Annotated in this window: 16 protein-coding genes; 8 read left to right on the top strand and 8 right to left on the bottom strand. The window is 68.7% G+C overall.

Annotated elements, in window-relative coordinates:
* Positions 1–28 precede the first annotated feature (28 nt).
* The 5 genes from OX958_RS17250 to OX958_RS17230 form a co-directional block, all read right to left on the bottom strand.
* Positions 29–913, bottom strand: coding sequence for a carbohydrate ABC transporter permease (locus OX958_RS17250; protein WP_270138894.1), 885 nt, complete (start codon positions 911–913; stop codon positions 29–31).
* A complete protein-coding gene (locus OX958_RS17245) occupies positions 910–1,905 on the bottom strand; it encodes an ABC transporter ATP-binding protein (RefSeq protein ID WP_270138892.1) in 996 nt (331 codons plus the stop codon). The genes OX958_RS17250 and OX958_RS17245 overlap by 4 nt, the downstream gene beginning before the upstream one ends.
* Positions 1,902–3,173, bottom strand: a complete 1,272-nt coding sequence (locus OX958_RS17240) for an ABC transporter substrate-binding protein (protein ID WP_270138890.1) — start codon at positions 3,171–3,173, stop codon at positions 1,902–1,904. The genes OX958_RS17245 and OX958_RS17240 overlap by 4 nt, the downstream gene beginning before the upstream one ends.
* Positions 3,170–3,937: a carbohydrate ABC transporter permease gene (locus tag OX958_RS17235; protein WP_270138888.1), complete on the bottom strand. Its 768-nt coding sequence runs from the start codon at positions 3,935–3,937 to the stop codon at positions 3,170–3,172. Before OX958_RS17235 ends, OX958_RS17240 begins: the two co-directional genes overlap by 4 nt.
* An 81-nt stretch (positions 3,938–4,018) precedes the next feature.
* Positions 4,019–6,370, bottom strand: a complete 2,352-nt coding sequence (locus tag OX958_RS17230) for a WD40/YVTN/BNR-like repeat-containing protein (RefSeq protein WP_270138886.1) — start codon at positions 6,368–6,370, stop codon at positions 4,019–4,021.
* A gap of 130 nt (positions 6,371–6,500) precedes the next feature.
* On the opposite strand from OX958_RS17230, the gene OX958_RS17225 reads away from it, so the two are divergent.
* The 7 genes from OX958_RS17225 to glpK (OX958_RS17195) all read left to right on the top strand — a co-directional run bounded on the left by OX958_RS17225 (position 6,501) and on the right by glpK (OX958_RS17195) (position 15,513).
* A complete protein-coding gene (locus tag OX958_RS17225; RefSeq protein WP_270138884.1) occupies positions 6,501–6,962 on the top strand; it encodes a hypothetical protein in 462 nt (153 codons plus the stop codon).
* 31 nt (positions 6,963–6,993) lie between these two features.
* A complete protein-coding gene (locus OX958_RS17220) occupies positions 6,994–7,881 on the top strand; it encodes a RecB family exonuclease (RefSeq protein ID WP_270138882.1) in 888 nt (295 codons plus the stop codon).
* 107 nt (positions 7,882–7,988) lie between these two features.
* The gene (locus OX958_RS17215) at positions 7,989–9,674 is read left to right on the top strand and encodes a ribonuclease J (protein ID WP_270138881.1); all 1,686 of its coding nucleotides are present in this window, start codon (positions 7,989–7,991) and stop codon (positions 9,672–9,674) included.
* A gap of 188 nt (positions 9,675–9,862) precedes the next feature.
* Positions 9,863–10,621 carry an ABC transporter ATP-binding protein gene (locus OX958_RS17210; RefSeq protein WP_270138879.1) on the top strand — a complete coding sequence of 253 codons (759 nt, stop codon included), beginning with the start codon at positions 9,863–9,865 and terminating at the stop codon, positions 10,619–10,621.
* A complete protein-coding gene (locus OX958_RS17205) occupies positions 10,621–13,146 on the top strand; it encodes an ABC transporter permease (protein ID WP_270138877.1) in 2,526 nt (841 codons plus the stop codon). Before OX958_RS17210 ends, OX958_RS17205 begins: the two co-directional genes overlap by 1 nt.
* A gap of 62 nt (positions 13,147–13,208) precedes the next feature.
* Positions 13,209–13,967, top strand: coding sequence for an IclR family transcriptional regulator (locus tag OX958_RS17200; RefSeq protein ID WP_270138876.1), 759 nt, complete (start codon positions 13,209–13,211; stop codon positions 13,965–13,967).
* A gap of 37 nt (positions 13,968–14,004) precedes the next feature.
* Complete coding sequence (gene glpK, locus OX958_RS17195) at positions 14,005–15,513, top strand: glycerol kinase GlpK (RefSeq protein WP_270138874.1); 1,509 nt, start codon at positions 14,005–14,007, stop codon at positions 15,511–15,513.
* A gap of 54 nt (positions 15,514–15,567) precedes the next feature.
* On the opposite strand, the gene OX958_RS17190 is transcribed toward glpK (OX958_RS17195), so the two are convergent.
* The 3 genes from OX958_RS17190 to OX958_RS17180 are packed head-to-tail and all read right to left on the bottom strand — an operon-like array spanning position 15,568 to position 19,751.
* Positions 15,568–17,280 carry a glycerol-3-phosphate dehydrogenase/oxidase gene (locus OX958_RS17190; RefSeq protein ID WP_270138872.1) on the bottom strand — a complete coding sequence of 571 codons (1,713 nt, stop codon included), beginning with the start codon at positions 17,278–17,280 and terminating at the stop codon, positions 15,568–15,570.
* Between the two features lie 53 nt (positions 17,281–17,333).
* Positions 17,334–18,851: a glycerol kinase GlpK gene (gene glpK / locus OX958_RS17185; protein WP_270138870.1), complete on the bottom strand. Its 1,518-nt coding sequence runs from the start codon at positions 18,849–18,851 to the stop codon at positions 17,334–17,336.
* 39 nt (positions 18,852–18,890) lie between these two features.
* The gene (locus OX958_RS17180) at positions 18,891–19,751 is read right to left on the bottom strand and encodes an MIP/aquaporin family protein (RefSeq protein ID WP_270138869.1); all 861 of its coding nucleotides are present in this window, start codon (positions 19,749–19,751) and stop codon (positions 18,891–18,893) included.
* Positions 19,752–20,182: 431 nt separating this feature from the next.
* On the opposite strand from OX958_RS17180, the gene OX958_RS17175 reads away from it, so the two are divergent.
* Entirely contained in the window at positions 20,183–22,570 is a 2,388-nt protein-coding gene (locus tag OX958_RS17175) for a helix-turn-helix domain-containing protein (protein WP_270138868.1), read from the top strand.
* The last annotated feature ends 11 nt before the right edge of the window (positions 22,571–22,581 follow it).

The following is a 22,581-nucleotide window of genomic DNA, read 5'->3' as shown; positions in this document are numbered from 1 at the left end:
TGGGAAGGTCTACTGCTGGTTCGCTGCGTCAGCGGGTTCGCTGCCGGGCTGCCAGGCGAGCGGCGATCCAGAGCGGGAGCGCGGCGGCGATGCCGGTGAGCACCAGCAGGGTCACCGACAAGGTGCTCGCGTAGCCGAGTTCGCCGTACTCGAAGGCGCGGCGGTAGATGAGCAGCGGCGCGGTCAGGGTCGCGTTCACCGGACCACCGCCGGTCACGAGCAGAGCCGGGACGAAGGCGTTCTGTACGACGACCACCACGTCCCGCACGGCCAGCACGATCACGATCGGCGCCATCAGCGGCAGCGTCACCCGCGTCATCGCGAACCAGCCTGATCCGCCCTCCAGTTCGATCGCCTCGTGCAGCCGCGCGGGGATCGCGATGCGAGCGGCGAGGGCGACCGTGAACGCCTCGCCGACCTGGAAGGTCATCACCAGGACCAAGGCGAGGCGGGCGCCCCAGGGCGTGGTCAGGAACCCGGGATCGGGAACGCCGAGGGCGCCGAGCAGCGCGGGCAGCGGCCCGTACAGCGGGTTGAGGATCCACAACCAGAGCAGGGCCCACGCCGCGTCAGGGATGACCGACGGCAGGTAGACCGACGCCCGGCCGGCCGTCATCATGGCGCCGCGGCGCCGGGCCAGCAGGAGGGCGGCCCCGACCGCGAGCAGCAAGCGAAACGGTACGACGACCGCGGCGACGACCGCGCTGATTCCGACCGAGTCCCAGAACGCGCGGTCGTCCACCAGCCGGCTCACGTTGCCGAGCCCGGTGAACTCGGGCGCCCGGAAACCGAAGTAGTCGGTGAAAGCCAGTACGACGGCCAGCCCGAGGGGCGCGAGTACGAGAAGCAGCGACCCCACCAGGTACGGAACCGCGAGCGGTTGCCGCCACACGGCCGTCCCGGCCCGCCTCATCGCCGCAGACCGGTCACGGCGTCGAAGTGGTGCACGTCCTCAGGACGCCAGGCCACGGATACCTTCTCCCCGACCTTGGGAGCGTCATCCCAGGGCAAGCGGGCGAGCAACTCGCCAGTCGTCTGGATCCGGACCAGACAGTCCTCGCCGGCCGGCTCGACGGCGAGGACCGTGCCAACGCGCCCACTTTCGGTACTCCGGCAGACCCGGACCCGCTCGGGCCGGACGCCCACGATCACCCCGTCTTCAGCCGGCAGCAGGTTCATCGGCAGCGCGCCCAGGATGCGCGCCACCGCCGTCGTGGCCGGCCGCGCGTACAGCTCAGCGGGGCTGTCGCACTGGAGGACGCGGCCGCCGTCCATCACCGCGATCCGGTCTCCCATCGCCATCGCCTCGAGCTGATCGTGGGTGACGTGGACCATCGGCAACCCCAGCGACTGCTGCACCGCCCGGATCTCCCCTCGCATGCGCAGCCGCAGTTCGGCGTCGACGGAGGCCAGCGGCTCGTCGAGCAGACAGACGGCGGGCACGCGGATCATCACCCGTGCCAGCGCCACCCGTTGCCGCTCCCCTCCGCTGAGTTCGCCCGGCATCCGCTGCAACAGTTGATCGACATCCAGGCTCCGGGCCACCTCGGCCACCCGAGCCTCGACCTCGCGACGCTTGGCTCCCCGGGCCCGCTCCCCGATGCCGATGTTCGCCGCGACGCTGAGATGCGGGAACAGTGCGGCTTCCTGGAAGACCATCGCCACGTCCCGCCGCCCGGCCGGTACGCCGGTGATGTCCCGGCCACCGATGACGATGTGCCCCGAGTCCAGCGTCTCCAGGCCCGCGATCGCGCGCAGCAGTGTCGACTTCCCCGACCCCGACGGCCCGACGACGACCAGCAGCTCGCCGTCCGCCACCTCCAGGTCGACGCCGTCGAGAGCCACCACCCGTGCCCCACCGTGCGCCCGGTACTCCTTCCGCGCGGCCTCGACCCGCAGACTCATCGGCCCTTGAGCAGTGGGTCCGCCTGCTTCCGGATCTCGGTCAGCACCTGATCGAGCGGTACGCCGTCCTCGAACGCCCGCTGCAACTGGTTGCCGATGACATCCTCGACCTCGGGCCACGACGGGGTCACCGGCGTGTGCCTCAGGTGCGGGATGGCGTCGAGGAAGACCTGGGACGACGCCGGTGCGCGCGACGGGCTGAGGAACGCGGGCGAGCTCGCGACCGCCCGCAGTGACGGCACGGTCCGTCCACCGAGAGCCGTGATGGTCTGGCCCTGCTGACCGGTCGCGTAGGCGATGAACCTGGCGGCGGCCTCCTGGTGCTTCGAGCTGCTCGCGACGCAGTACGCGTCGCTGTGCAGCACCGAAGCGGGCTTACCCAGCACGGGCAGGCCCGCGACGTCGAAGTCGAGCCCGCGTTGCTCTCGCAGCGCCGGGACCTCGACCCGCGAGCTCAGGAACATCGCCACCTTGCCGGTCATGAACTGCTCGTCCAGATCCTGCGCGGCGAGCTGGGCCTTGTTCGGGGTCGCGCCGGTACCGATCAGGTCGACGACGGACTGGAGCGCGGCGCGGGCGGCGGGCTCGTGCAGCGTCGTCCGGGTCGGCTTCTCGTCGTCGTCGACGATCGCGCCGCCGTTGCTCCAGATGAACGGCGCCATCCGGGTGATCGACGGGTCGATGCCGACGCCCTTGGTCTTGGCGGTGGTCAGGGCGCGGGCGGTCGCCACGAAGTCCGCCCAGCTCCAGTCGGCCTTCGGCGGCGCGACACCGGCCTGCCGGAACAGCGCGCGGTTCCAGTACACGACCAGGGAAGAGATGTTCTGCGGCATGCACTGCAGCTCACCCCGGTAGCTGAAGGCGCTCAGGGGTTCCTCGTAGTACCCACCCCGATCGACCTTCTGCTGGTCGAGCAGGGCGCCCACCGAAGCGACCGCTCCGCGCTGCACGAAGGGCGCGTACTCGCGGTAGTTGATCAGGAACACGTCCGGGGCGTCACCCGACGCGAACGCGGTGGACAGCCGGGTCAGATGGTCCGAGCGGCCGACCGCGACCAGTTCGACCTTCCCGCCACTCGCCTGCTCGTACGCCGTAACGAGGCTGCGGTAGACCGCCGCCTCCTCCGGTTCGGCCCGGACCTGCAAGGTGATCGGCGCCGGCGTGGTGTTCGCCGGGGCGGCGTCGTCCTTGGCCGGGTCCCCGGCGCAAGCGCTCACCGCGAGCAGCGCCGGTACCACGAGGACGGCGATCGCTCTGCTGACTCTCATGTGCGCTCCACAGCTGAGAAGAAGGACCGTTGACCGATGCAGAAGGCAACCAGCGCGGGCGCGGTCACGATCACCGCCGCGGCGAGGTAGATCGGGTACAGGGCAGCCTCCATCTCGCTGAGGCTCCGCAGGCCCAGCGCCACCGGCCAGTTGGCCGGCGACGACACCAGGGTCAGCGGATCCATGAACGTGGACCAGTAGAACAGGCCGGACAGGGCCGCGACCGCCACCACCGCCGGGCGCGCGAGCGGAATCGCGATCTGCCGCCAGACGGCGTACGGGCTCAGTCCTTCCAGCGTGGCGGCTTCCAGCAGCGACCCGGGGATCCGCGAGTAGGCCAGCGCGAAGAGCAGCACATAGAAAGGGCTCGTGCCGGCGAGGGAGAGCAGTGCGACGGTGAGCGGTGTGTCGGCCAGTCCGACGCCCCGGAGCAGGACGACCCGCGGCACCCACAGCGCTGCGGCGGGCACCAGCAGCATGAACACGGAAAGGCCGATGAGCCCACGGCGTACCCGGCCACGAGCGGTGACGATCGCGAGGCCTGCCATGGACGTGACGATCACGGTGACCGGTACCGCGACCACCACCAGCAGCAGGGAGTTCAGCAGCAACCTCGCCAGCGGCATGAATCGCGACACGGCCGAGTAGTTCGTCCACTCGGCCGGGTCGGGCCAGAGGTCGAGTCCGTCGGGCGGCGGTTGGAGCGGGCGCTGGAGAGAACCCAGCACCATCACCACCAGCGGCGCGAGGAAGACCACGGACACCGCGACCACCCCGAGAGTCCGCCAGGTGGCGGGCCGTCGGGGTGGTCGGCGTGCGGTTCGCAGGGTCAGGCCTTCAGCGGCTCAGGAGGCGTCGGCGAGCGAGGTCGTCCAGATGCTCCGGCCGTACGTCGCGGCGTAGAGCGTCTGGCTGCCGGCCGGCAGGTCGATGTCGTTGATCGGGACCAGCGGCAGGTTCGCGCCGACCTTGACCCACGTCTTGCCCAGGTTGGTCGTCCGGAAGACGCCGACGTCGGTGGCGATGAACAGCCAGTTCTTCTTGGACGGATGCCGGATGACGTCGTTGATCGGCGCCTGCGGGATCTTCTTGCCGGTGATGTCGGCCCAGCTCCGGCCGCCGTTGGTGGTCATCACCAGGTGCGGGTAGTCGTCGCCGGAGCGCCAGCCCGAGAAGCTGGCCCAGGCGACGGCCGGGTTCTGCGGGTCGACGGTGATGCGGGTGACCCAGCGGCCGGGGAAGACCGGGCTCTGCAGCTTCGTCCAGGTCACCTGGTCGGGAGCGGCCATCGCGTTGCGGCTGACCCACATCAGACCGCTGTCGGTGCCGGCGTAGACCAGGTTCGGGTCGGCGTTCGTGGTACCGAGTGCCGTGATGGTGCCGAAGCCGGGAGCGCGGGGCTCGGTCCCCTCGGTGAGGTCCGGGCTGATCCGCTGCCAGGTCCGCTGGCCGGCGTCGGTGTTGATGCGGCTGACGTACTCGCTGCCGCCGAACAGGTGACGCGGGTCGGCGGCGAACTCCAGCGGCGCCACCCAGTTCTTGCGGGCGCCGGGAATCGTCATGCTGAAGCCCACGCCGTCGACGAAGCCCCGGCAGCCGCCGTTCTGCGAGCAGCCGTAGTACTTGCGGTCGTTCGTCGGGTCGATCCGGTTCATCATCCCGTCGCCGCCGACGAAGCCGAACCAGTCGCCGTTGACGGTGTTGTCGGCCGCCCAGGACTTCAGCGAGCCGTTGTCCTGGGAGCCGGCGTTGAGCCTGGTGGCGTCCTGGTGCGAGACGTCCATCGCGTAGAACTGCGTCACCGGCAGGTGCGGGGTCTTGGCCCACAGCCCGCGGGCGGCGCCGTTCTCGGTCGACCAGTAGAAGCCGCCGTCGTTGCCGAGGAACACCTTGCCGGCGGTGAAGGGATCCCACTCGACGCCGTGCTGGTCGGCGTGCGGCGTCTGGGAGGTGGTCCAGGTCAGGCCGCCGTCGCGGCTCTCGGCGAGGCTCACCCCGGCGACGAAGATGTGCAGCGGATCGACCGGATCGACGTACACGCGGCCGAACCACCAGGCGAACCCGCCGCTGATGGACTGCAGGGTGCCGCCGCTGGTCGGACCGACCGGCGTCCAGGTCGCGCCGGCGTCGGCGCTGGTGAAGAACCCGTTGAAGTTGCCACCGGCCGTGCTGGAGATCAGGTACGCGCGGTTCGGGTCGGAGTCACTGAAGTCGACGCCCATCCGGCCGACGTACGTCGCGGTGACCGGCTGCCCCTCGATGTCGGTGCTCTGCGGCAGCGGCGCCTGGTGGATGTTCGTCCAGGTGCGGCCGGCGTCCGTCGAGCGGTAGAGGTAGGAGTTCTTGCCGTAGATCCGCGACTTCTCGTCCCGGATCTTGTCCCAGGTGGTGGCGAGCATGATGTCGGGGTTCGCCTTGTTGATGCTGACGTCGATCGCGCCGGTGGCGGCGCTGCCGGGCACGATCACGCGCTCCCAGCTGAAGCCGCCGTCCTCGGTCATGAACAGGCCGCGGGTCGGCTCGGTGTCGTGCAGCGCGCCCATCACCGCGACGAAGACCCGGTCGTCGTCGCGCGGGTCGATGACGATCTGGCCGATCGTGTCACCGGTCCGCAGACCGACGTTGCTCCAGGTGCGTCCGTCGTCGCCCGACTTGTAGACGCCCTTGCCGTAGTACGCCGAACCGCCACCGTGGTCGGGTTCACCCGTACCGGCCCAGACGACACCACGGGAGTCGACCGCGACGGCGCCCATCGACTGCGGCAACTGGTCGTTCCAGGCGGTGGCGAAGGTCGCGCCGCCGTCCTTGGACCGCCACAGACCACCGGTGCCGGTGGCGATGTAGACAGCGTCCTTGGTCGTCGGGTCGGCCGCGATGTCGCGGATGCGGCCGCCGATGTTGCTCGGGCCGAGGCCCTTCCACACCTGGTCGGTGCCCGGCGACTTCATCGCCGTGGCGCTCATCTGCCGCGACTGGGTCAGCGCCGCGTCGACCGCGGCGTCCGGGATCGAGCCGTCGGGGTTGGCGCGCTGGGAGTACATCCACTCCTCGGCGCCCACCGGATTGGCCGTCGCGAGGGACTCCGCGGCGGGGGTCGGGCTGCGGCGGTCAGGGCCGGCGGCAGAGACGGCGCCCGCCCCCACCAAGGCGGTGACGGCCACCGCGGCAATCAGCGGAACGAAGGATTTCCTGCGCATGGCCACGCGTGCCTCCAGGATCACGAGGGCGCCTCACGCGCCACGATGCGCGGTCACCGTAACACCGGAAAATCCAAACTTCACTGGCTTGTGACACCTCAATACCGCGGCCGCCTTCTACAGTGGCGTCATGGTCGTCCGGGCGCTGATCGCATCGACGGCAGCCGCGTTGCTCGTCACGCTGACCGGGTGTTCGGACGGGGACCCGCAGAGCAACTGCGCGACCCCGCCTTCCGCTCCGGCGACCGAGGTCTCGCTGCTGCCGGCCAGACTGTCCTTCGCCGGGTTCGCCACCGTCACCCACGTCCAGAAAACCCAGGGCCACCTCACCGTCAGGGCCGTCACCGCGCTGCCGATCGACGAGGTGACCGTCCTGATCCAGGACGCGGTGACCGCCGCCGGCTACCGACCGGCCGGAATGGACAACGAGGGCTTCGAGGCAGAGGTCTTCTTCACCGCCGGCAAGTACGCCGCGGGGCAGGCCCTGGTCCGGCGAGCTGCCTGCGAGGGCCAATGGGACATCGACCTGGTTCTCATCGACCCCGGCTCTGTCCCTACGCCGAACTCGCCACCGGCTTCGGCCGGACGCTGAACTGTCGGCGCTCTCGCCTAGCCTTGACGTCATGAGTACCGCAGCCATGGCGCAGACGTCCGGGCACCCGATCGGAGCGCTGTCTCCGTCCCGGGCCGCGGACTTCATGAGCTGCCCGCTCAGGTACCGGTTCCGCGTGATCGACAAGCTGCCCGAGAAGCCCTCTTCCGCGGCGGTGCGCGGCACTGTCGTGCACGCGGTGCTGGAGCGTCTGTTCGACCTTCCGCGCGGTCAGCGGACGCTCGAGCACGCCACCGAGTTGCTGGAGCCGCAATGGCTGAAGCTGCTCGAGGCCGAGCCGGAAGTGGCGGAATTGTTCGCCGAGGACGCGGACGGCGCCGAGCTGGCCAAGTGGCTGCAGGAGGCTCACCAGCTGCTCGGCAAGTACTTCACCCTGGAGGACCCCAACCTGCTGGAGCCGGCCGAACGCGAGCTGTACGTCGAGACCGAGCTCGAGTCGGGCCTCACGCTGCGCGGTTACGTCGACCGCCTCGACGTCGCACCGACCGGGGAGATCCGGGTGGTCGACTACAAGACCGGCCGGTCGCCGTCGGAGTTCTTCGAGGCCAAGGCGCTGTTCCAGATGAAGTTCTACGCGCTCGTGCTGTGGCGGGTGCGCGGCGTCGTACCGGCGATGCTGCAGCTGGTCTATCTCGGCAACGGCGAGATCGTCCGCTACGTCCCCGACGAGGCCGACCTGCGCGCTTGTGAACGCAAAATCGGGGCGATCTGGCAGGCGATCAGCTACGCGCTGGAGTCCGGCGACTGGCGGCCGAGCAAGAGCCCGCTGTGCAACTGGTGCGACCACAAGGCCCTCTGCCCCTCCTGGGGCGGCACCCCACCGCCGCTGCCGGCCCGATCGGCCGAGGAAGTGACAGCCGGTTCGGCCGACGTCGATCTGGTCGGGGTGGACGGCTGAAACAGCCGCGCCGGCACCCCGGCGCGCCCCGTTAGCACCCGCCTGAGTTCGGGCTCACACCCGGTCGATGCCAGGAACAACCACCACTCTCGGATACGGTCCGCAGTATGAGTCATCCGCATCCCGACCTCGGCCAACCGCCCCGCCTGCCCCAGGACGCGCTCCGCGTGGTCGCTCTGGGCGGTCTCGGCGAGATCGGCCGCAACATGACCGTGTTCGAGCATCGCGGCCGGTTGCTGATCGTGGACTGCGGCGTGCTGTTCCCCGAGGAGCACCAGCCCGGCGTCGACGTGATCCTGCCCGACTTCGGCTGGATCCGCGACCGGCTGGACAAGATCGACGCGATCGTCCTCACCCACGGCCACGAAGACCACATCGGCGGCGTCCCCTACCTGCTGAAGGAGCGCGCCGACATTCCGGTGATCGGCTCCAAGCTGACCTTGGCGTTCATCACGTCCAAGCTGAAGGAACACCGGATCACCCCCAAGACGATCGAGGTCAAGGAGGGCGACCGGCGCAAGGTCGGCCCGTTCGAGACCGAGTTCTTCGCCGTCAACCACTCGATCCCCGACGGCCTGGCGGTGGCGATCCGGACCAAGGCCGGCATCGTCCTGCACACCGGCGACTTCAAGATGGACCAGTTCCCGCTGGACCGCCGGCTGACCGACCTGCGCGGCTTCGCGAAGCTCAGCGAAGAAGGCGTCGACCTGTTCATGACGGACTCGACCAACGCCGAGGTGCCGGGGTTCACCACCTCGGAGAAGGATCTCGGCCCGGCGATCGACACCGTCTTCCGGACCGCGCCCGGCCGGATCATCGTGTCCAGCTTCGCCAGCCACGTGCACCGGATCCAGCAGGTGCTGGACGCCGCGAAGCTCGGTGGCCGCAAGGTCGCCTTCGTCGGCCGCTCGATGGTGCGCAACATGGGCATCGCCGGCGACCTGGGCTACCTGAAGATCCCGAAGGGCCTGATCGTCGACCTGAAGGAGCTGGAGAAGCTCCCCGACCGCAAGGTCACCCTGATCTGTACCGGCTCGCAGGGTGAGCCGATGGCCGCGCTGGCGCGGATGGCGAACCGCGATCACATGATCCGGATCGGCGAGGGCGACACGGTGCTGATGGCCAGCTCGCTGATCCCGGGCAACGAGAACGCGATCTACGGCCTGATCAACGGCCTGATCCGCTGGGGCGCCAACGTCGTCCACAAGGGCAACGCCAAGGTGCACGTCTCCGGGCACGCGAGTGCCGGCGAGCTCGTCTACTGCTACAACCTGATCAAGCCCCGCAACGTGATGCCGGTGCACGGCGAGTACCGGCACCTGAAGGCGAACGCGGCGCTCGCGATCGCCACCGGCGTACCGGCCGACCGGGTGATCATCGCCGAGGACGGCGTGGTGGTCGACCTGGACAAGGGCCGCGCCAAGATCGTCGGCAAGGTCGAGGCCGGCTACGTGTACGTCGACGCGATGACGGTCGGCGGGGTGACCGAGGCCAATCTCAAGGACCGCCGCACGCTGGCCGAGGAGGGCGTCGTCACCGTCGTACTCCTCGTCGATGCGAACACCGGCCAACTCGCCGAGCCGCCGGACTTCCTGGCCCGCGGCTTCGTCCACGACGACACTACGTTCAAGGACGTCATCCCCGTCATCGAAGACACCCTCGCGAAGGCGGCCTCCGAGAGCATCGGCGACGCCCACGCGCTGGAGGAGCTGGTCGGCCGGGCCGTCGGCAACTGGACCTGGCGCCACTGGCGCCGCCGTCCGGTCGTCATCCCGGTCGTCATCGACGCCTGATCCCCCAACCTCCCCCAACCCAACCCAACCGCCCGCCTGGCCCGCCCGCTCCATCGCCCCGCTCACCCGATGGTGGGAGTATCCCCGGGTTTTGGGTGGTTTCCCCCGGTTAGAGCCGGGGGTAACCATCCGTGCGCGGGGGTATCCCTGGCGGCCGGGCGGCCCTGGGGGCGGATAGCGTTCTGGGTGTGACGGTGAGAGTTGTCGAGCAGAGTGTGGCCATCCGGACTGTCGGACTCGGCAAGAGCTACGGCGCCGGGGACACCCGGGTGGACGCGCTGGCCGAGGTGGACCTCGAGTTCGGCAAGGGCCGGTTCACCGCGATCATGGGGCCTTCCGGTTCCGGCAAGTCGACCCTGCTGCACTGTCTGGCCGGCCTCGACCGGCCGACGACAGGCCAGGTGATCCTGGGCGACGTCGAGCTGACCAAGCTCGACGAGAAGCGGCTCACCCACCTGCGGCGGGACCGGATCGGTTTCGTCTTCCAGGCGTTCAACCTGGTACCGACGCTCAGCGCCCTGGAGAACATCACCCTCCCCCTCGACCTGGCCAACCGCAAACCCGACGCCGAGTGGCTCGACAAGGTGATCGACGCCATCGGCCTGCGCGACCGGCTCAGCCACCGGCCCGCCGAACTGTCCGGCGGTCAGCAGCAGCGCGTCGCCTGTGCCCGTGCGCTCGTCTCCCGGCCGGAGGTGGTCTTCGCCGACGAGCCGACCGGCAACCTCGACTCGCGCTCGTCCGCCGACGTGCTCGGCTTCCTGCACCGCTCGGTCCGCGACTTCGGCCAGACCGTCGTGATGGTGACCCACGACCCGACCGCGGCGTCGTACGCCGACCGCGTGGTCTTCCTCGCCGACGGGAGGCTCAGGTCCGAGCTGCTCGACCCGACCGCCGAGTCGGTGCTCGACCGGATGAAGCAGCTCGACACCCCAGAGGCCGGCTGATGCTCAAGCTCGGCCTCCGGTCGGTGCTCGCGCACCGGCTCCGGTTCGTGCTGTGCACGGTCGCCGTGCTGCTCGGAGTCGCGTTCGTCGGCGGCGCGCTGATCTTCACCGACACCCTCTCGGCCGCCCTCAAGAAGAACTACGCCGGTGCCCCGGCCGACATCTCCGTCACCCCGGCCACCGCTCTGAAGAACGACCCGGGTGTCTCCAACGCCCGGCCGCTCACCCTGACGTCGGACCTCGCCAACCAAATCGCCAACCTGCCCGGCGTGGCCAGCTCCGAACCGCTGGTGCTTGTCCCCGGCGCCCAAATCCTCGGCTCCGACGGCCGGCCGACCGACGCGCTGGGTTTGCCCACCTACGCGGCCAGCTGGCCACGCGACCGGCGTACGGCGACGTTTCAGTTGATCGACGGCAAACCGCCTTGGGGCAAGGAGCAGCTCACCCTCGACCAGGCGACGGCCAAACGGGAGGGCTACCAGATCGGCGACCAGGTCAAGGTCGTCACCCCCGTCAGAGCAGTGACGGCGGTCCTCACCGGCGTCACCACGCCAAGCCTTTCGGGCGCGTCAGCAGGCGCTCCGCTGATCACGTTCGACTCGGCCTCCGCGCAGCTGCTCGTTCTCGGCCGGCCCGGCTGGACGTCGATCACCGTCGCGGTCGAGCCCGGTCAGGACGTTCAGGCCGTCACCCAGGCCATCGCCAAGATCGCCGGCAAGGACGTCAGTGTGCGGACCGCGGCCCAGGTCGCGGCCGACGGCGAGAACGCCATCGACAACAGCTTCGGCGGCTTCAGCGCGATCCTGATGCTGTTCGCCGGAATCGCCTTGTTCGTCGGCACGTTCCTGATCGTCAATACGTTCGCGATGCTGGTCGCCCAGCGCTCGCGCGAGCTGGCCATGCTGCGGGCGATCGGCGCGTCGCGCGGCCAGGTGACCAGCACGGTCCTGATCGAGGCACTTGTCATCGGCATCGCCGGCTCCACACTCGGCCTGCTCCTGGGCGCGGCGGTCGCCGGTGCCCTGCAGGCCTTCTACAAATCGCTCGACCTCGCCATCCCGACTTCCAGCCTGCAGATCAGCGTCCCGACGGTGGTCGCCTGCTACCTCGTCGGCGTCGGCGTCACCCTGTGCGCTGCCTATCCGGCCGCCCGGCGGGCCGGCAAGCTGCCGCCCGTCGCCGCGATGCGTGACGACGTCAGCATCCCTGAGCGCTCGCTGGTACTCCGCCTCGTTCTCGGCGCCTTCACGCTGCTCATGACCGGCCTGCTGGTCGCCATCGCGTTCACCCTGCAAGGCTTGCCGGCCGCGATCCTCGTCGGCCTGGCCGCCGCCATCGGCACGCTCGGCGTAGTGATGACCAGCCCCCTCATCACCCGGTACGCCGTCCGCGCGCTGATGTCGCCGTTCGGCCGCAAGGCGCCCGTCACCCTCGGCCGGCGCAACGCCGAGCGCAACCCCCGCCGTACCTCGGCCACCGCCTCCGCCCTGATGATCTCACTGGCCCTGGTCAGCGGGCTGGTCGTCATCGCCGCGTCCGCGAAGGCCTCGGTCGACCAGGCACTGGCCGACGCGATCGGTACCGCCGAACTCCTGGTCAGCGCCGACCAGCCGTTCAGCAGCCAGGTCGGTGACCAGGTCGCCAAGGTGCCGGGAGTGGCTGCCGTCCACCGGGTCCGGCAACTGCCCGGCGACATCGGCACCCGCCGAGTCACCGTGGCCGGAGTCGACGACGGCACGATCGCCGGACCGATCACCACCCGGTTCCTCTCCGGCTCGGCGGACGGCCTCCGGAACGGCGAAGCGGTCATCCCCCGCAACCTGGCCCAGCAGCTCGACCTGGTGACCGGGCAGCAGTTCGAGCTGACCACCAGCACCGGGAAGCAGCCGCTGCGGGTGAGCGGCATCATCGCGCCGAACCGTCAGCTCAACGCCGTGATCGTGTCGCAGCAGACCTTCACCCAGGTCGGCGGCGCCACCACCGACCGCACTCTGTACGTCGAAGTTGCCGACGGCACCGATTTCCGCACGGTCGGGCAGGCCGTCGCCGCTCAGCTGACCGACTACCCCGCCGTCCAGGTCCGGGACCAGCAGGCCTACGCGCAGAGCCAGCGGCAGCCGATCGACACCGTGCTCGCCGTGATCGCGATGCTGCTCACGCTGGCCGTGCTGATCGCCGTACTCGGCATCGTGAACACGCTGGCGCTCGGCGTGATCGAGCGCACCCGCGAGATCGGGCTGCTCCGCGCGATCGGGATGGACGGACCGCAGTTGCGCCGGATGCTGCAGGTCGAGGCGATCGCGATCGCCTTGCTGGGCGCGCTGCTGGGGCTGCTGATCGGGGTGCTGTTCGGCGCGGCGGTGCAGCGGGTGATGCGGGAGGACGGGCTCGGCGTACTCGACCTCCCGGTGCTTCAGTTGACGGTCGCCGTCGTGGTCGCCGCGGCGGTCGGCGTACTGGCTGCGGTTTGGCCGTCACGCCGTGCAGCGAAGCTCGACGTGCTGCGGGCGATCGGCAGTCAGTGACGACGTGCACGGCAGTGCGACGAAGGGCAGCCACGGCGGGCAATCGCAGGTAGCCTGCCGGTGTGCCGGGCAGCGTGCAGTCGATCGAGCGTGCCGCGGCCGTGCTGCGACTACTCGCAGCGGCACCGAACGGGCTCGGCGTCGCCGATCTCGGCAACGCGCTCGGCCTGGCCAAGACGACCGTGCACGGCATTCTGAAGACCCTGCACCAGGTCGGTTTCGTCGAGCAGGACCGCAGCGGAGCGCAGTACCGGCTCAGCGACGCGTTCGGCCGGCTCGGGGAAACCTATCTCGATCCCAACGAGCTGCGCAGCCGGGCGATCAACTGGGCCGACTCACTCGCGTCCCGCAGCGGCGAGGTGGTTCGCGTCGGACGCCTGGTGGAGGGCAAGGTGGTGGTCGTGCACCACGTCTTCCGTCCCGACGACTCCGACCAGAACCTCGACGTCGGTACGACGCTGCCGCCGCACGCGTGCGCGCTCGGCAAGGCCGTGCTGGCCTTCGACGCGTCCGGCGCGGCCCGGCCTCGCAAGCTCGATGCCTACACGACCAGGACCATTACGGAGCCCGCGAGGCTGGCGGAGGAGCTCGCCGCGGTCCGCGCGAAGGGCTGGGCCGGCGAGTTCGAGGAGCACACCGTCGAGCTCGCCGGGATCGCTGCCCCCATCCGCGGACTCGGCGGCCTGGTGGTCGGCGCGGTCGGCCTGACCGGCCGGATCGAACGGATCTGTGACAGCCGGTTGAGGCATCGCGCCGATCTGGTCACCATGGTCCGGGCGACCGCCGAAGCCATCGGCCGCGACCTCCGCGAGGATCGATGACGGGGCGGCTCTCCCTCCCGCGAAAGAGGGGCAGCTGATGGCAGAGCAGTACGTGGCCGCCGTCGACCAGGGCACCAACTCGACCCGGTGCATCCTGTTCGACCGGCGAGGGCGGCTGGTGTCGGTGGCCCAGCGCGAGCACAAGCAGTACTTCCCGCGGCCGGGCTGGGTCGAGCACGACGCGGCGGAGATCTGGCGCAACGTCACGCGGGTGGTGCCGGCCGCGGTCCGGCAGATCGGCGCGGCGCCGTCACAGATCGTTGCCATCGGCATCACCAACCAGCGGGAGACCAGCCTGCTGTGGGATCGCCGGACCGGCGAGCCGATCGGCCACGCCGTGGTCTGGCAGGACACCCGGACGGACCGCCTGATCACCGAACTCGCCGGGGACGAGGGGCCCGACCGGTTCGCGGACCTGTGCGGTCTGCCGCTGACGACCTACTTCTCCGCGCCGCGCCTGCGCTGGATGCTCGATCACACGCCGGGGCTGCGGGAGCGGGCGAACCGCGGCGAGGTGCTGTTCGGGACGATGGAGAGCTGGCTGATCTGGAAGTTCACCGGCGGTCCGGACGGTGGTCTGCACGTCACCGACGTCACCAATGCGAGCCGGACGATGCTGATGAACATCGAAACGCTCGAGTGGGATGACCAGTTGCTGGCCGCGTTCGACGTACCGCGCCGGGTGCTGCCGGAGATCCGCCCGTCGTCGGGGGTCTTCGGGACCGCGACCGAGGTGCTCCCCGGCGTACGGATCGGGGCCGCGCTGGGCGACCAGCAGGCCGCGCTGTTCGGGCAGACGTGCTTCAGCGCCGGTGAGGCCAAGTGCACCTACGGGACCGGATCGTTCCTGCTGCTGCACACCGGCAAGGAGATCGTCCGGTCGACGCACGGCATGCTGACCACGGTCGCGTACCAGATCGGCTCGGAGCCGGCGGCGTACGCGCTGGAAGGGTCGATGGCGGTCACCGGCTCGCTGGTGCAGTGGTTTCGCGACGGGCTCGGGCTGATCCACACCGCCGCCGAGATCGAGACACTCGCCCGGACCGTCGAGGACAACGGCGGTGCCTACATCGTGCCCGCGTTCTCCGGGCTGTTCGCGCCGCACTGGCGCAGCGAGGCGCGCGGCGTGATCGCGGGGCTGACGTCGTACATCACCAAGGGACATCTGGCCCGGGCCGTGCTGGAGGCGACCGGCTTCCAGACCCTCGAGGTGGTGGACGCGATGAACGCGGACTCCGGGATCGCGCTGAAGGCGCTCAAGGTCGACGGCGGAATGACGGCCAACAACCTGCTGATGCAGTTCCTCGCCGACCTGCTCGACGTGCCGGTGGTCCGGCCGATGGTGACCGAGACGGTCTCCCTCGGCGCCGCGTACGCCGCGGGCCTGGCGGTCGGCTACTGGCCCGACCTGGAGGGCTTGCGCAGCAACTGGCACCGCGCCGGCCAGTGGCTCCCCGACATGGACCCGGACCGCCGCGCCACGGAGTACGCGAACTGGCAAGCAGCCGTCCAACGGACCTTTGGCTGGATCCGTCCGGACCAGTAAGCAAGGGCCCGAAGACCTGGGATCGGGTCTTCGGGCCCTCGCGCGTGCGGAGTGTCAGGCCGGGGAGACGATGTCCGGGGCCTCGAGGCGCACCTTGTCGGCGGACTCGTCGTCGGGCTGGTCCTGGGAGTCGCGTTCGGACTGGACCCGGCGGGTGTAGAAGGAGACCTCGCGCTCGATCGTCTCCTCGTTCCAGCCGAGGATCGGTGCCATCAGCCGGGCGGCTGCCTCGGCTGCCTCGACGCCGCGGTCCCAGGCCTCGATCGAGATCCGGGTCCGCCGGGCCAGTACGTCGTCGAGGTGGCGGGCGCCCTCGCTGCGGGCGGCGTACACCACCTCGGCCTTCAGGTAGTCCTGCGTGCCCGGTAGTTGCTCACCCAGCGACGGGTCCTCCTCGACCAGCGCGAGCACCTCGTCGATCAGGGCGCCGTACCGGTTGAGCAGGTGCTCGATCCGGGCCACGTGCAGGCCGGAGCGCCGGGCGATCAGCTGCCGCTGGTTCCACATCGCGTGGTAGCCGTCGGCACCGACCAGCGGGGTGTTCTTGGTGACCGACTTCGGCACCCGGCCGTCGAGGGCGTTCGCGGCCGCGTCGATGGCGTCCTTGGCCATCACCCGGTACGTCGTGTACTTGCCGCCGGCAACGACTACCAGGCCCGGGGCGGAGTGCGCGACGACGTGCTCCCGGGAGAGCTTCGAAGTACTCTCCGACTCCCCCGCCAGCAGCGGCCGCAGACCGGCGTACACGCCCTCGACGTCCTCGCGGGTCAACGGCGTGACCAGCACGGAGTTGACGTGGTCGAGCAGGTACTCGATGTCCTTGCTGGTCGCGGCCGGGTGGGCCTTGTCCAGGTTCCAGTCGGTGTCGGTGGTGCCGATCAGCCAGTGCCGGCCCCACGGGATGACGAACAGCACGGACTTCTCGGTCCGCAGGATCATTCCGGTGCTGGACTGGATCCGGTCCTTGGGCACCACCAGGTGGATGCCCTTCGACGCGCGCACGTGGTACTGCCCGCGCTCACCGATCAGCGCCTGGGTGTCGTCGGTCCAGACACCGGTCGCGTTGACGACCTGCTTGGCCCGTACCTCGAACTCTCGCCCGCTCTCCAGATCCTTCGCCTGGACACCGGTCACCCGCTCGCCCTGGCGGAGGAAGCCGATCACCTTGACCCGGTTGGCGACGTGCGCGCCGTACGACGCCGCCGTCCGCGCCAGCTCCATCGTGTGCCGGGCGTCGTCCACCTGGGCGTCGTAGTACTGGAGTGCGCCGACCAGAGCCGACTTCTTGAGACTGGGGGCCAGCCGCATCGCTCCACGCCGGGTCAGGTGCTTGTGGATCGGCAGGCCGGCTCCGTTCCCCGAGCTGAGCGACATCGCGTCGTACAGCGCGACGCCGGCACCGGCGTAGAAGCGCTCCCACCACCGATGCTGCAGGGGGTAGAGGAACGGCACGGGCTTGACCAGGTGGGGTGCCAGGCGTTGCAGGAGCAAGCCGCGCTCCTGCAACGCCTCGTGCACGAGACGGAAGTCCAGCATCTCCAGGTAGCGCAGCCCGCCGTGCACCAACTTGCTCGACCGGCTCGAGGTGCCACTCGCGAAGTCGCGAGCCTCCAGCAGCCCGGTGGTCAGGCCACGGGTCGCGGCGTCGAGCGCCGAACCGGTGCCCACCACCCCGCCACCGATCACCAGGATGTCGAGTTCCCGGCCGTCCGCCATCGCCTCGATCGCGTCGGTCCTTGCCTGCGGTGACAGTGCCACTGCGCCCACTTCGGTTCCTTCCGTCGTTTCCCTCGTACTACTCAACGCCTACCGGGACCGGCTTAGTCCACGTCCACCCAGTCCAGGGTGCGGCTGACCGCCTTCTCCCAGCCCTTGTACCCATCGGCACGCTGCTGGTCGTTCCACTCCGGGTTCCAGCGCTTGTCCTCGTTCCAGTTCTGCACCAGTTCGTCGGTGTTGTTCCAGAACCCGACCGCCAGTCCCGCCGCGTACGCCGCGCCGAGCGCCGTCGTCTCCGCCACCACCGGCTTGCTCACCGGGACGCCGAGGATGTCGGCCTGCATCTGCATGCAGAGCTCGTTCGCGGTGACGCCACCGTCGACCTTGAGGACCTCGAGCTTCACCCCGGAGTCCTTCTCCATCGCGTCGGCGACGTCCTTGCTCTGGTAGCAGATCGCCTCCAGCGTCGCCCGGGCCAGGTGGGCGTTGGTGTTGAACCGCGACAGGCCGACGATCGCGCCCCGCGCGTCCGAGCGCCAGTACGGCGCGAACAGGCCGGAGAACGCCGGCACGAAGTACACACCGCCGTTGTCCGGGACCTGCCGGGCCAGGGTCTCGGTCTCGCTCGCGCCGGAGATGATGCCGAGCTGGTCGCGCAGCCACTGGACGGCCGATCCGGTGACGGCGATCGATCCCTCCAGCGCGTAGACGGGAGCCTCGTCGCCGAACTTGTAGGCCATCGTGCTGAGCAGTCCGGCCTTGGAGCGGACGAGTTCGGTGCCGGTGTTCAGCAACATGAAGTTGCCGGTGCCGTAGGTGTTCTTGGCCTCGCCCGGGTTGAAGCAGACCTGGCCGACGGTGGCCGCCTGCTGGTCACCGAGGTCACCCGTCAGCGGTACCACGCCGCCGAGCGGGCCGTTCGCCAGCGTCTCGCCGTACATGTTGGGGTCCGACGACGGCCGGATCTCCGGCAGCATCTGCCGGGGGATGTCGAAGAACGAGATCAGCTCGTCGTCCCAGTCGAGCGTCTCCAGGTTCATCAGCATCGTGCGGCTGGCGTTCGTCACGTCGGTGATGTGCACACCGCCCTCGGTGCCACCGGTGAGGTTCCACAGCAGCCAGGTGTCGGTGTTGCCGAACACGGCGTCACCGGCCTCGGCGGCCGCGCGGACGCCGTCGACGTTCTCCAGGATCCACTGCACCTTGCCGGCCGAGAAGTACGTCGCCGGCGGCAGTCCGGCCTTCTGCCGGATCACGTCGCCCTTGCCCTCGCGCTCCAGCGCCGACGCGATCCGGTCGGTGCGGGTGTCCTGCCAGACGATCGCGTTGTAGTACGGCCGGCCGGTACGGCGGTTCCAGACCACGGCCGTCTCGCGCTGGTTGGTGATGCCGAGCGCCACCAGGTCGCTGGCCTGGAGGTTGTTCGCGTTCAGCGCGGTCCGGATCACCGAGCTGGTGCGCTCCCAGATCTCCACCGGGTTGTGCTCGACCCAGCCGGCCTTCGGCAGGATCTGCTCGTGCTCCAGCTGGTGCTTGCCCACCTCGTTACCGGAGTGGTCGAAGATCATGAAGCGGGTACTCGTGGTGCCCTGGTCGACGGCACCTACGAAGTCAGCCATGGAATTTCCTCTCCTCACACAGCAGGTTCAGGGGGTGGCTCATGCCTTGGTCTCGGCCTCTGGGCTGGGCACGCGCCCCGGTTCCTCGTCCTCGTCCGCGATCGGCAGATTGCGGCCGATCAGCAGGTCGTACAGGAACGCGCCGACGAGCGCGCCGATGATCGGTCCGACGATCGGCACCCAGAAGTACAAATCCCCGAACTGATCCTTGAACGCTCCGCCGTAGCCGGTGAAGAACGACGCCAGCCGGGGGCCGAAGTCACGTGCCGGGTTGATCGCGTACCCCGCGTTGGTGCCCCAGGCCATGCCGATGCCGACCACCAGCAGGCCGACGATGAACGGCGCCAGGTTCGCCCCCGGCGAGGTGTTGCGCAGGTCGGTGATCGCCAGGATCACCATCATCAGGATCGCGGTACCGATGATCTGGTCCCGGAAGCCGCCCCACATCTCCACCCCGAGCTCGGTGCTGCCGTTGCCCGGCAGGGTGGAGAACACGCCCTGGCTCTTGATCGTCAGCCCGGGATCGAAATTGTTCAGTGCCTCGGTGTAGTTCCAGCGAACCACGAGCGCCGCCAGGAACGCTCCGAGGAACTGGGCCACCGCGTACGGCAGCACCTTCTTCCAGCTGAACCCGCGGAACGCCGCCAACGCGATCGTCACCGCCGGATTGAGATGCGCGCCGGTCATCCGGCCCGCCACGTAGATCCCCAGCGTCACACCGATACCCCACGCCCAGGCGATGGAGTCGTGATCTCCCAGCCCACCCCCGCCTGCGACCACCTGGGCGACGACGCCACAGCCGAACAGGATCAGGATGAACGTACCGGCGAGCTCGGCGGAGCACTCCCCCAGAAGGGTCTTCGCCTTGACCGCTTCCGTTTCAGTAGCTGTCTTAGCCATTCCGAAACTCCCTTCCACCCCGTGACGACCACGGAGAACTGGAATGTAGGAGCGTTAGCGAGGCGGCACAACGCCAGTCGTTCGACATTGTCGAACGAGACCACTCTGCCAGCTGGTTGCAATGCTCGGGGGTAGCGACCCACGCCTCGCCCCACCCGAACTCAAGTCGCAACTTGAGCGGCGCGCCCACCCGAGCCACTGGGGTGGTCAGGCGCGACTCCCATCCATCCCGCATCTCGTCGACCCACCCGTACTCAAGTCGCAGCTTGAGCGGCGCGCCCACCCCCGAAGTACAGACATGCACCCATCTTCTTTCTCACGAACGCTCATATAGCGTCCCTCCTCCCCAACGGCAGGCAGCCGTGAGCCGCTCTCCCAGCCGACCCGCTGCCCTAGACTCCCCACTCAGCCGGTAGCGCACGGAGGAGCCCATGACCGAGGAGTCGTTCGGATCAGTGTTGCGTCGCCTCCGCCTTGCCGCCGCGCTCACCCAAGAGCAACTGGCCGAGAGAGCCGAACTCAGCGTTCAGGCCATCAGCGCGCTGGAGAGAGGCGCCCGACGCAACCCCTATCGAGAGACGGTTCAGAACCTCGCGGATGCGTTGAATCTGACTTCAGAGGACCGAGACGTCTTCTCCGCACTCTCGAGCGCCAGCCGGTCCAAGACCGCCGGCCCCGGCTCAGTGGCGGCTCGCCAACTGCCGCTGTCTGCCCTCCACTTCGCTGGCCGGATTCAGGAGGTAGAAGCAGTCACAGACTTGCTGTCGGCGGAAGAGCCTCGCCAGGCACCTCGCATCATCACCATTCAAGGTATGGCCGGCGTCGGCAAGACCGCTCTGGCGATACGCACCGCCCGGCTGACCGAGGCGCACTACCCGGACGGCCAGTTCTACGTCCAATTGAACGGTTTCGGAGCCGGGCAACCGTTGCCGGTCGCCGATGCACTCGGGCATCTGCTCCGCGCGACAGGCCTGATGCCCAACGCGATTCCCACTTCGGTGGAACGTGCCTCTACCCTCCTACGATCCCGACTGGCGTCCAAACGCGCACTTCTCGTCTTGGACAACGCTTTCGGCCCAGAGCAGGTGATACCGCTCTTGCCGGGTGCAAGCAGCTGCGCGGTGCTGATCACAAGCCGTCAGAATATGACCACCCTTCCAGCGGATCGTCACGTCCGACTGACTCCGCTCGACGAAGCAGAAGCCGCAGACCTGGTGCAGTCCATAGTGGGCACCACCCGCGCGGCGGCGGAACCAGTTGCGATCGCCGAGCTGGTTGAACTCTGCGGTCGACTCCCTCTGGCACTCGCTGTCGCCGCGGCCCGCCTCGCTGCCCGTCCCACCTGGTCGGCTCAGCACTTGGTCGGGCGCTTGCAGGACGAAGCCGGCCGCCTGGACGAGTTGGCCAACGATCACCTGGGAGTACGCACGGCCCTCGCCGTCTCCATCAGCCAGTTGTCCCCCAATGGCTCACGACAGTTGCCTTCGCTGCCCGATGTATTCGCTCTTCTTGGGACTCTCACCGGTTCTGACTTTGGCCTCGACCTAGCCGCGCGGCTCTTGAACACCGCCCCGCATCTGGCCGAATCCGCACTTGAACAACTTGTCGATGTCAATCTCCTCGGGTCCCCGTCTCTGGGTCGCTATCAATTCCACGACCTGATCCACGCCTACGCGCGCGAAAAGGCCGAGGTCGACCTGACGGAACAACAAAGGCAGCAGGCACACGAGCGCATCCTCAGGTTGTACCGGGCCGTGGCGTGGCGAGGGCTGAAATGGCTCGATCCCGGCGCGCCAAGGCTTGCTTGGAATGAGGCTGATTGGCTCATGGACGGACCGGCACTGTCGTCGGCGCAAGAATCATTTCAGTGGCTGGATGCCGAACAGGCCAATCTCGCCGCGCTCCTTCGCCACCTTGCGTCCACGGAGGATCCCGATCAACTCATGGCCGGTCTGGTGCTCGGACTCTACGGCTATGCCACCGTGTACAGCCGGATCGGCGGCTGGGTCCCGATCGTCCGAGCGGCTGTGCGGGTGACCGAAGATCGACGATATCGAGCCGCGCTACTTCACGACTTCGGCATCGCCTGCGCCGACGACGGTCACCTGGACGAGGCCGTCGACGCATTCAGACTCAGTGCCGAGATGTTCCTCGCCGTGAGAGATATTCGCAGCGAGTCTCTCGCTGTCAACAACTATTCACGGTTGCTCGGCCGAATGGGCCGTCATAGTCAGGCGATTGACCTCGCGAACCGCAGCCTTTCGCTTTACCAACAAATATCTGACCAAAGGGGCACCGCACGGGCGCTCCTCAACTTGTCACAACTCCATGATCGCATGGGCGCTTTCACAGAGCACTTGATCTACGCGACCGAGGGGTTGGTCCGGTTCGAGCAGATTCAGTCGGACGCAGGCATTGCCAACGCCAATCACAATGTCGGTTCCGCGCTGGCAAACCTCGGCCGCTACGACTTGGCGATCACTTATCTGAGCGCGGGCATGGAGAGTTTCGACAGGCTCGGGCACCGTACCGGATGGGCAGATGCTGCCCGAGATCTAGCAAAGGCTCTGTCTGCGACTGGCACCGTCAGCGAGGCGCTCGTTCTGTTTCACCAAGCTCTCACCATTGCGATTGATCGGTCGGACGACCGCCGACGTGCATCCGTGCAGCACTCTCTCGGCGCGACCTATCTGAACGCCGGAGACCATGCACTGGCAGAGACGCATTTGAAAGCTGCCCATGACTACTACAAGCGCGACCAGCGGACAGTAGGAGTTGCTGAGGAGATTGAACGACTCCTCAGCAAGCTGAACGATTGACCGGCGAGCGC

It is taken from the genome of Kribbella sp. CA-293567 (genome assembly GCF_027627575.1).
In the GTDB taxonomy this organism is placed as follows: domain Bacteria; phylum Actinomycetota; class Actinomycetes; order Propionibacteriales; family Kribbellaceae; genus Kribbella.
This window is presented reverse-complemented; position numbering and strand designations above follow the sequence as displayed.

What these genes read in the sequence shown, in the direction of transcription:
- OX958_RS17250 (WP_270138894.1), bottom strand. Translation starts at nt 913, where the DNA reads ATGAGGCGGGCCGGGACGGCCGTGTGGCGGCAACCGCTCGCGGTTCCG.
- OX958_RS17245 (WP_270138892.1), bottom strand. Translation starts at nt 1,905, where the DNA reads ATGAGTCTGCGGGTCGAGGCCGCGCGGAAGGAGTACCGGGCGCACGGT.
- OX958_RS17240 (WP_270138890.1), bottom strand. Translation starts at nt 3,173, where the DNA reads ATGAGAGTCAGCAGAGCGATCGCCGTCCTCGTGGTACCGGCGCTGCTC.
- OX958_RS17230 (WP_270138886.1), bottom strand. Translation starts at nt 6,370, where the DNA reads ATGCGCAGGAAATCCTTCGTTCCGCTGATTGCCGCGGTGGCCGTCACC.
- OX958_RS17225 (WP_270138884.1), top strand. Translation starts at nt 6,501, where the DNA reads ATGGTCGTCCGGGCGCTGATCGCATCGACGGCAGCCGCGTTGCTCGTC.
- OX958_RS17220 (WP_270138882.1), top strand. Translation starts at nt 6,994, where the DNA reads ATGAGTACCGCAGCCATGGCGCAGACGTCCGGGCACCCGATCGGAGCG.
- OX958_RS17215 (WP_270138881.1), top strand. Translation starts at nt 7,989, where the DNA reads ATGAGTCATCCGCATCCCGACCTCGGCCAACCGCCCCGCCTGCCCCAG.
- OX958_RS17205 (WP_270138877.1), top strand. Translation starts at nt 10,621, where the DNA reads ATGCTCAAGCTCGGCCTCCGGTCGGTGCTCGCGCACCGGCTCCGGTTC.
- glpK (WP_270138874.1), top strand. Translation starts at nt 14,005, where the DNA reads ATGGCAGAGCAGTACGTGGCCGCCGTCGACCAGGGCACCAACTCGACC.
- glpK (WP_270138870.1), bottom strand. Translation starts at nt 18,851, where the DNA reads ATGGCTGACTTCGTAGGTGCCGTCGACCAGGGCACCACGAGTACCCGC.
- OX958_RS17180 (WP_270138869.1), bottom strand. Translation starts at nt 19,751, where the DNA reads ATGGCTAAGACAGCTACTGAAACGGAAGCGGTCAAGGCGAAGACCCTT.
- OX958_RS17175 (WP_270138868.1), top strand. Translation starts at nt 20,183, where the DNA reads ATGACCGAGGAGTCGTTCGGATCAGTGTTGCGTCGCCTCCGCCTTGCC.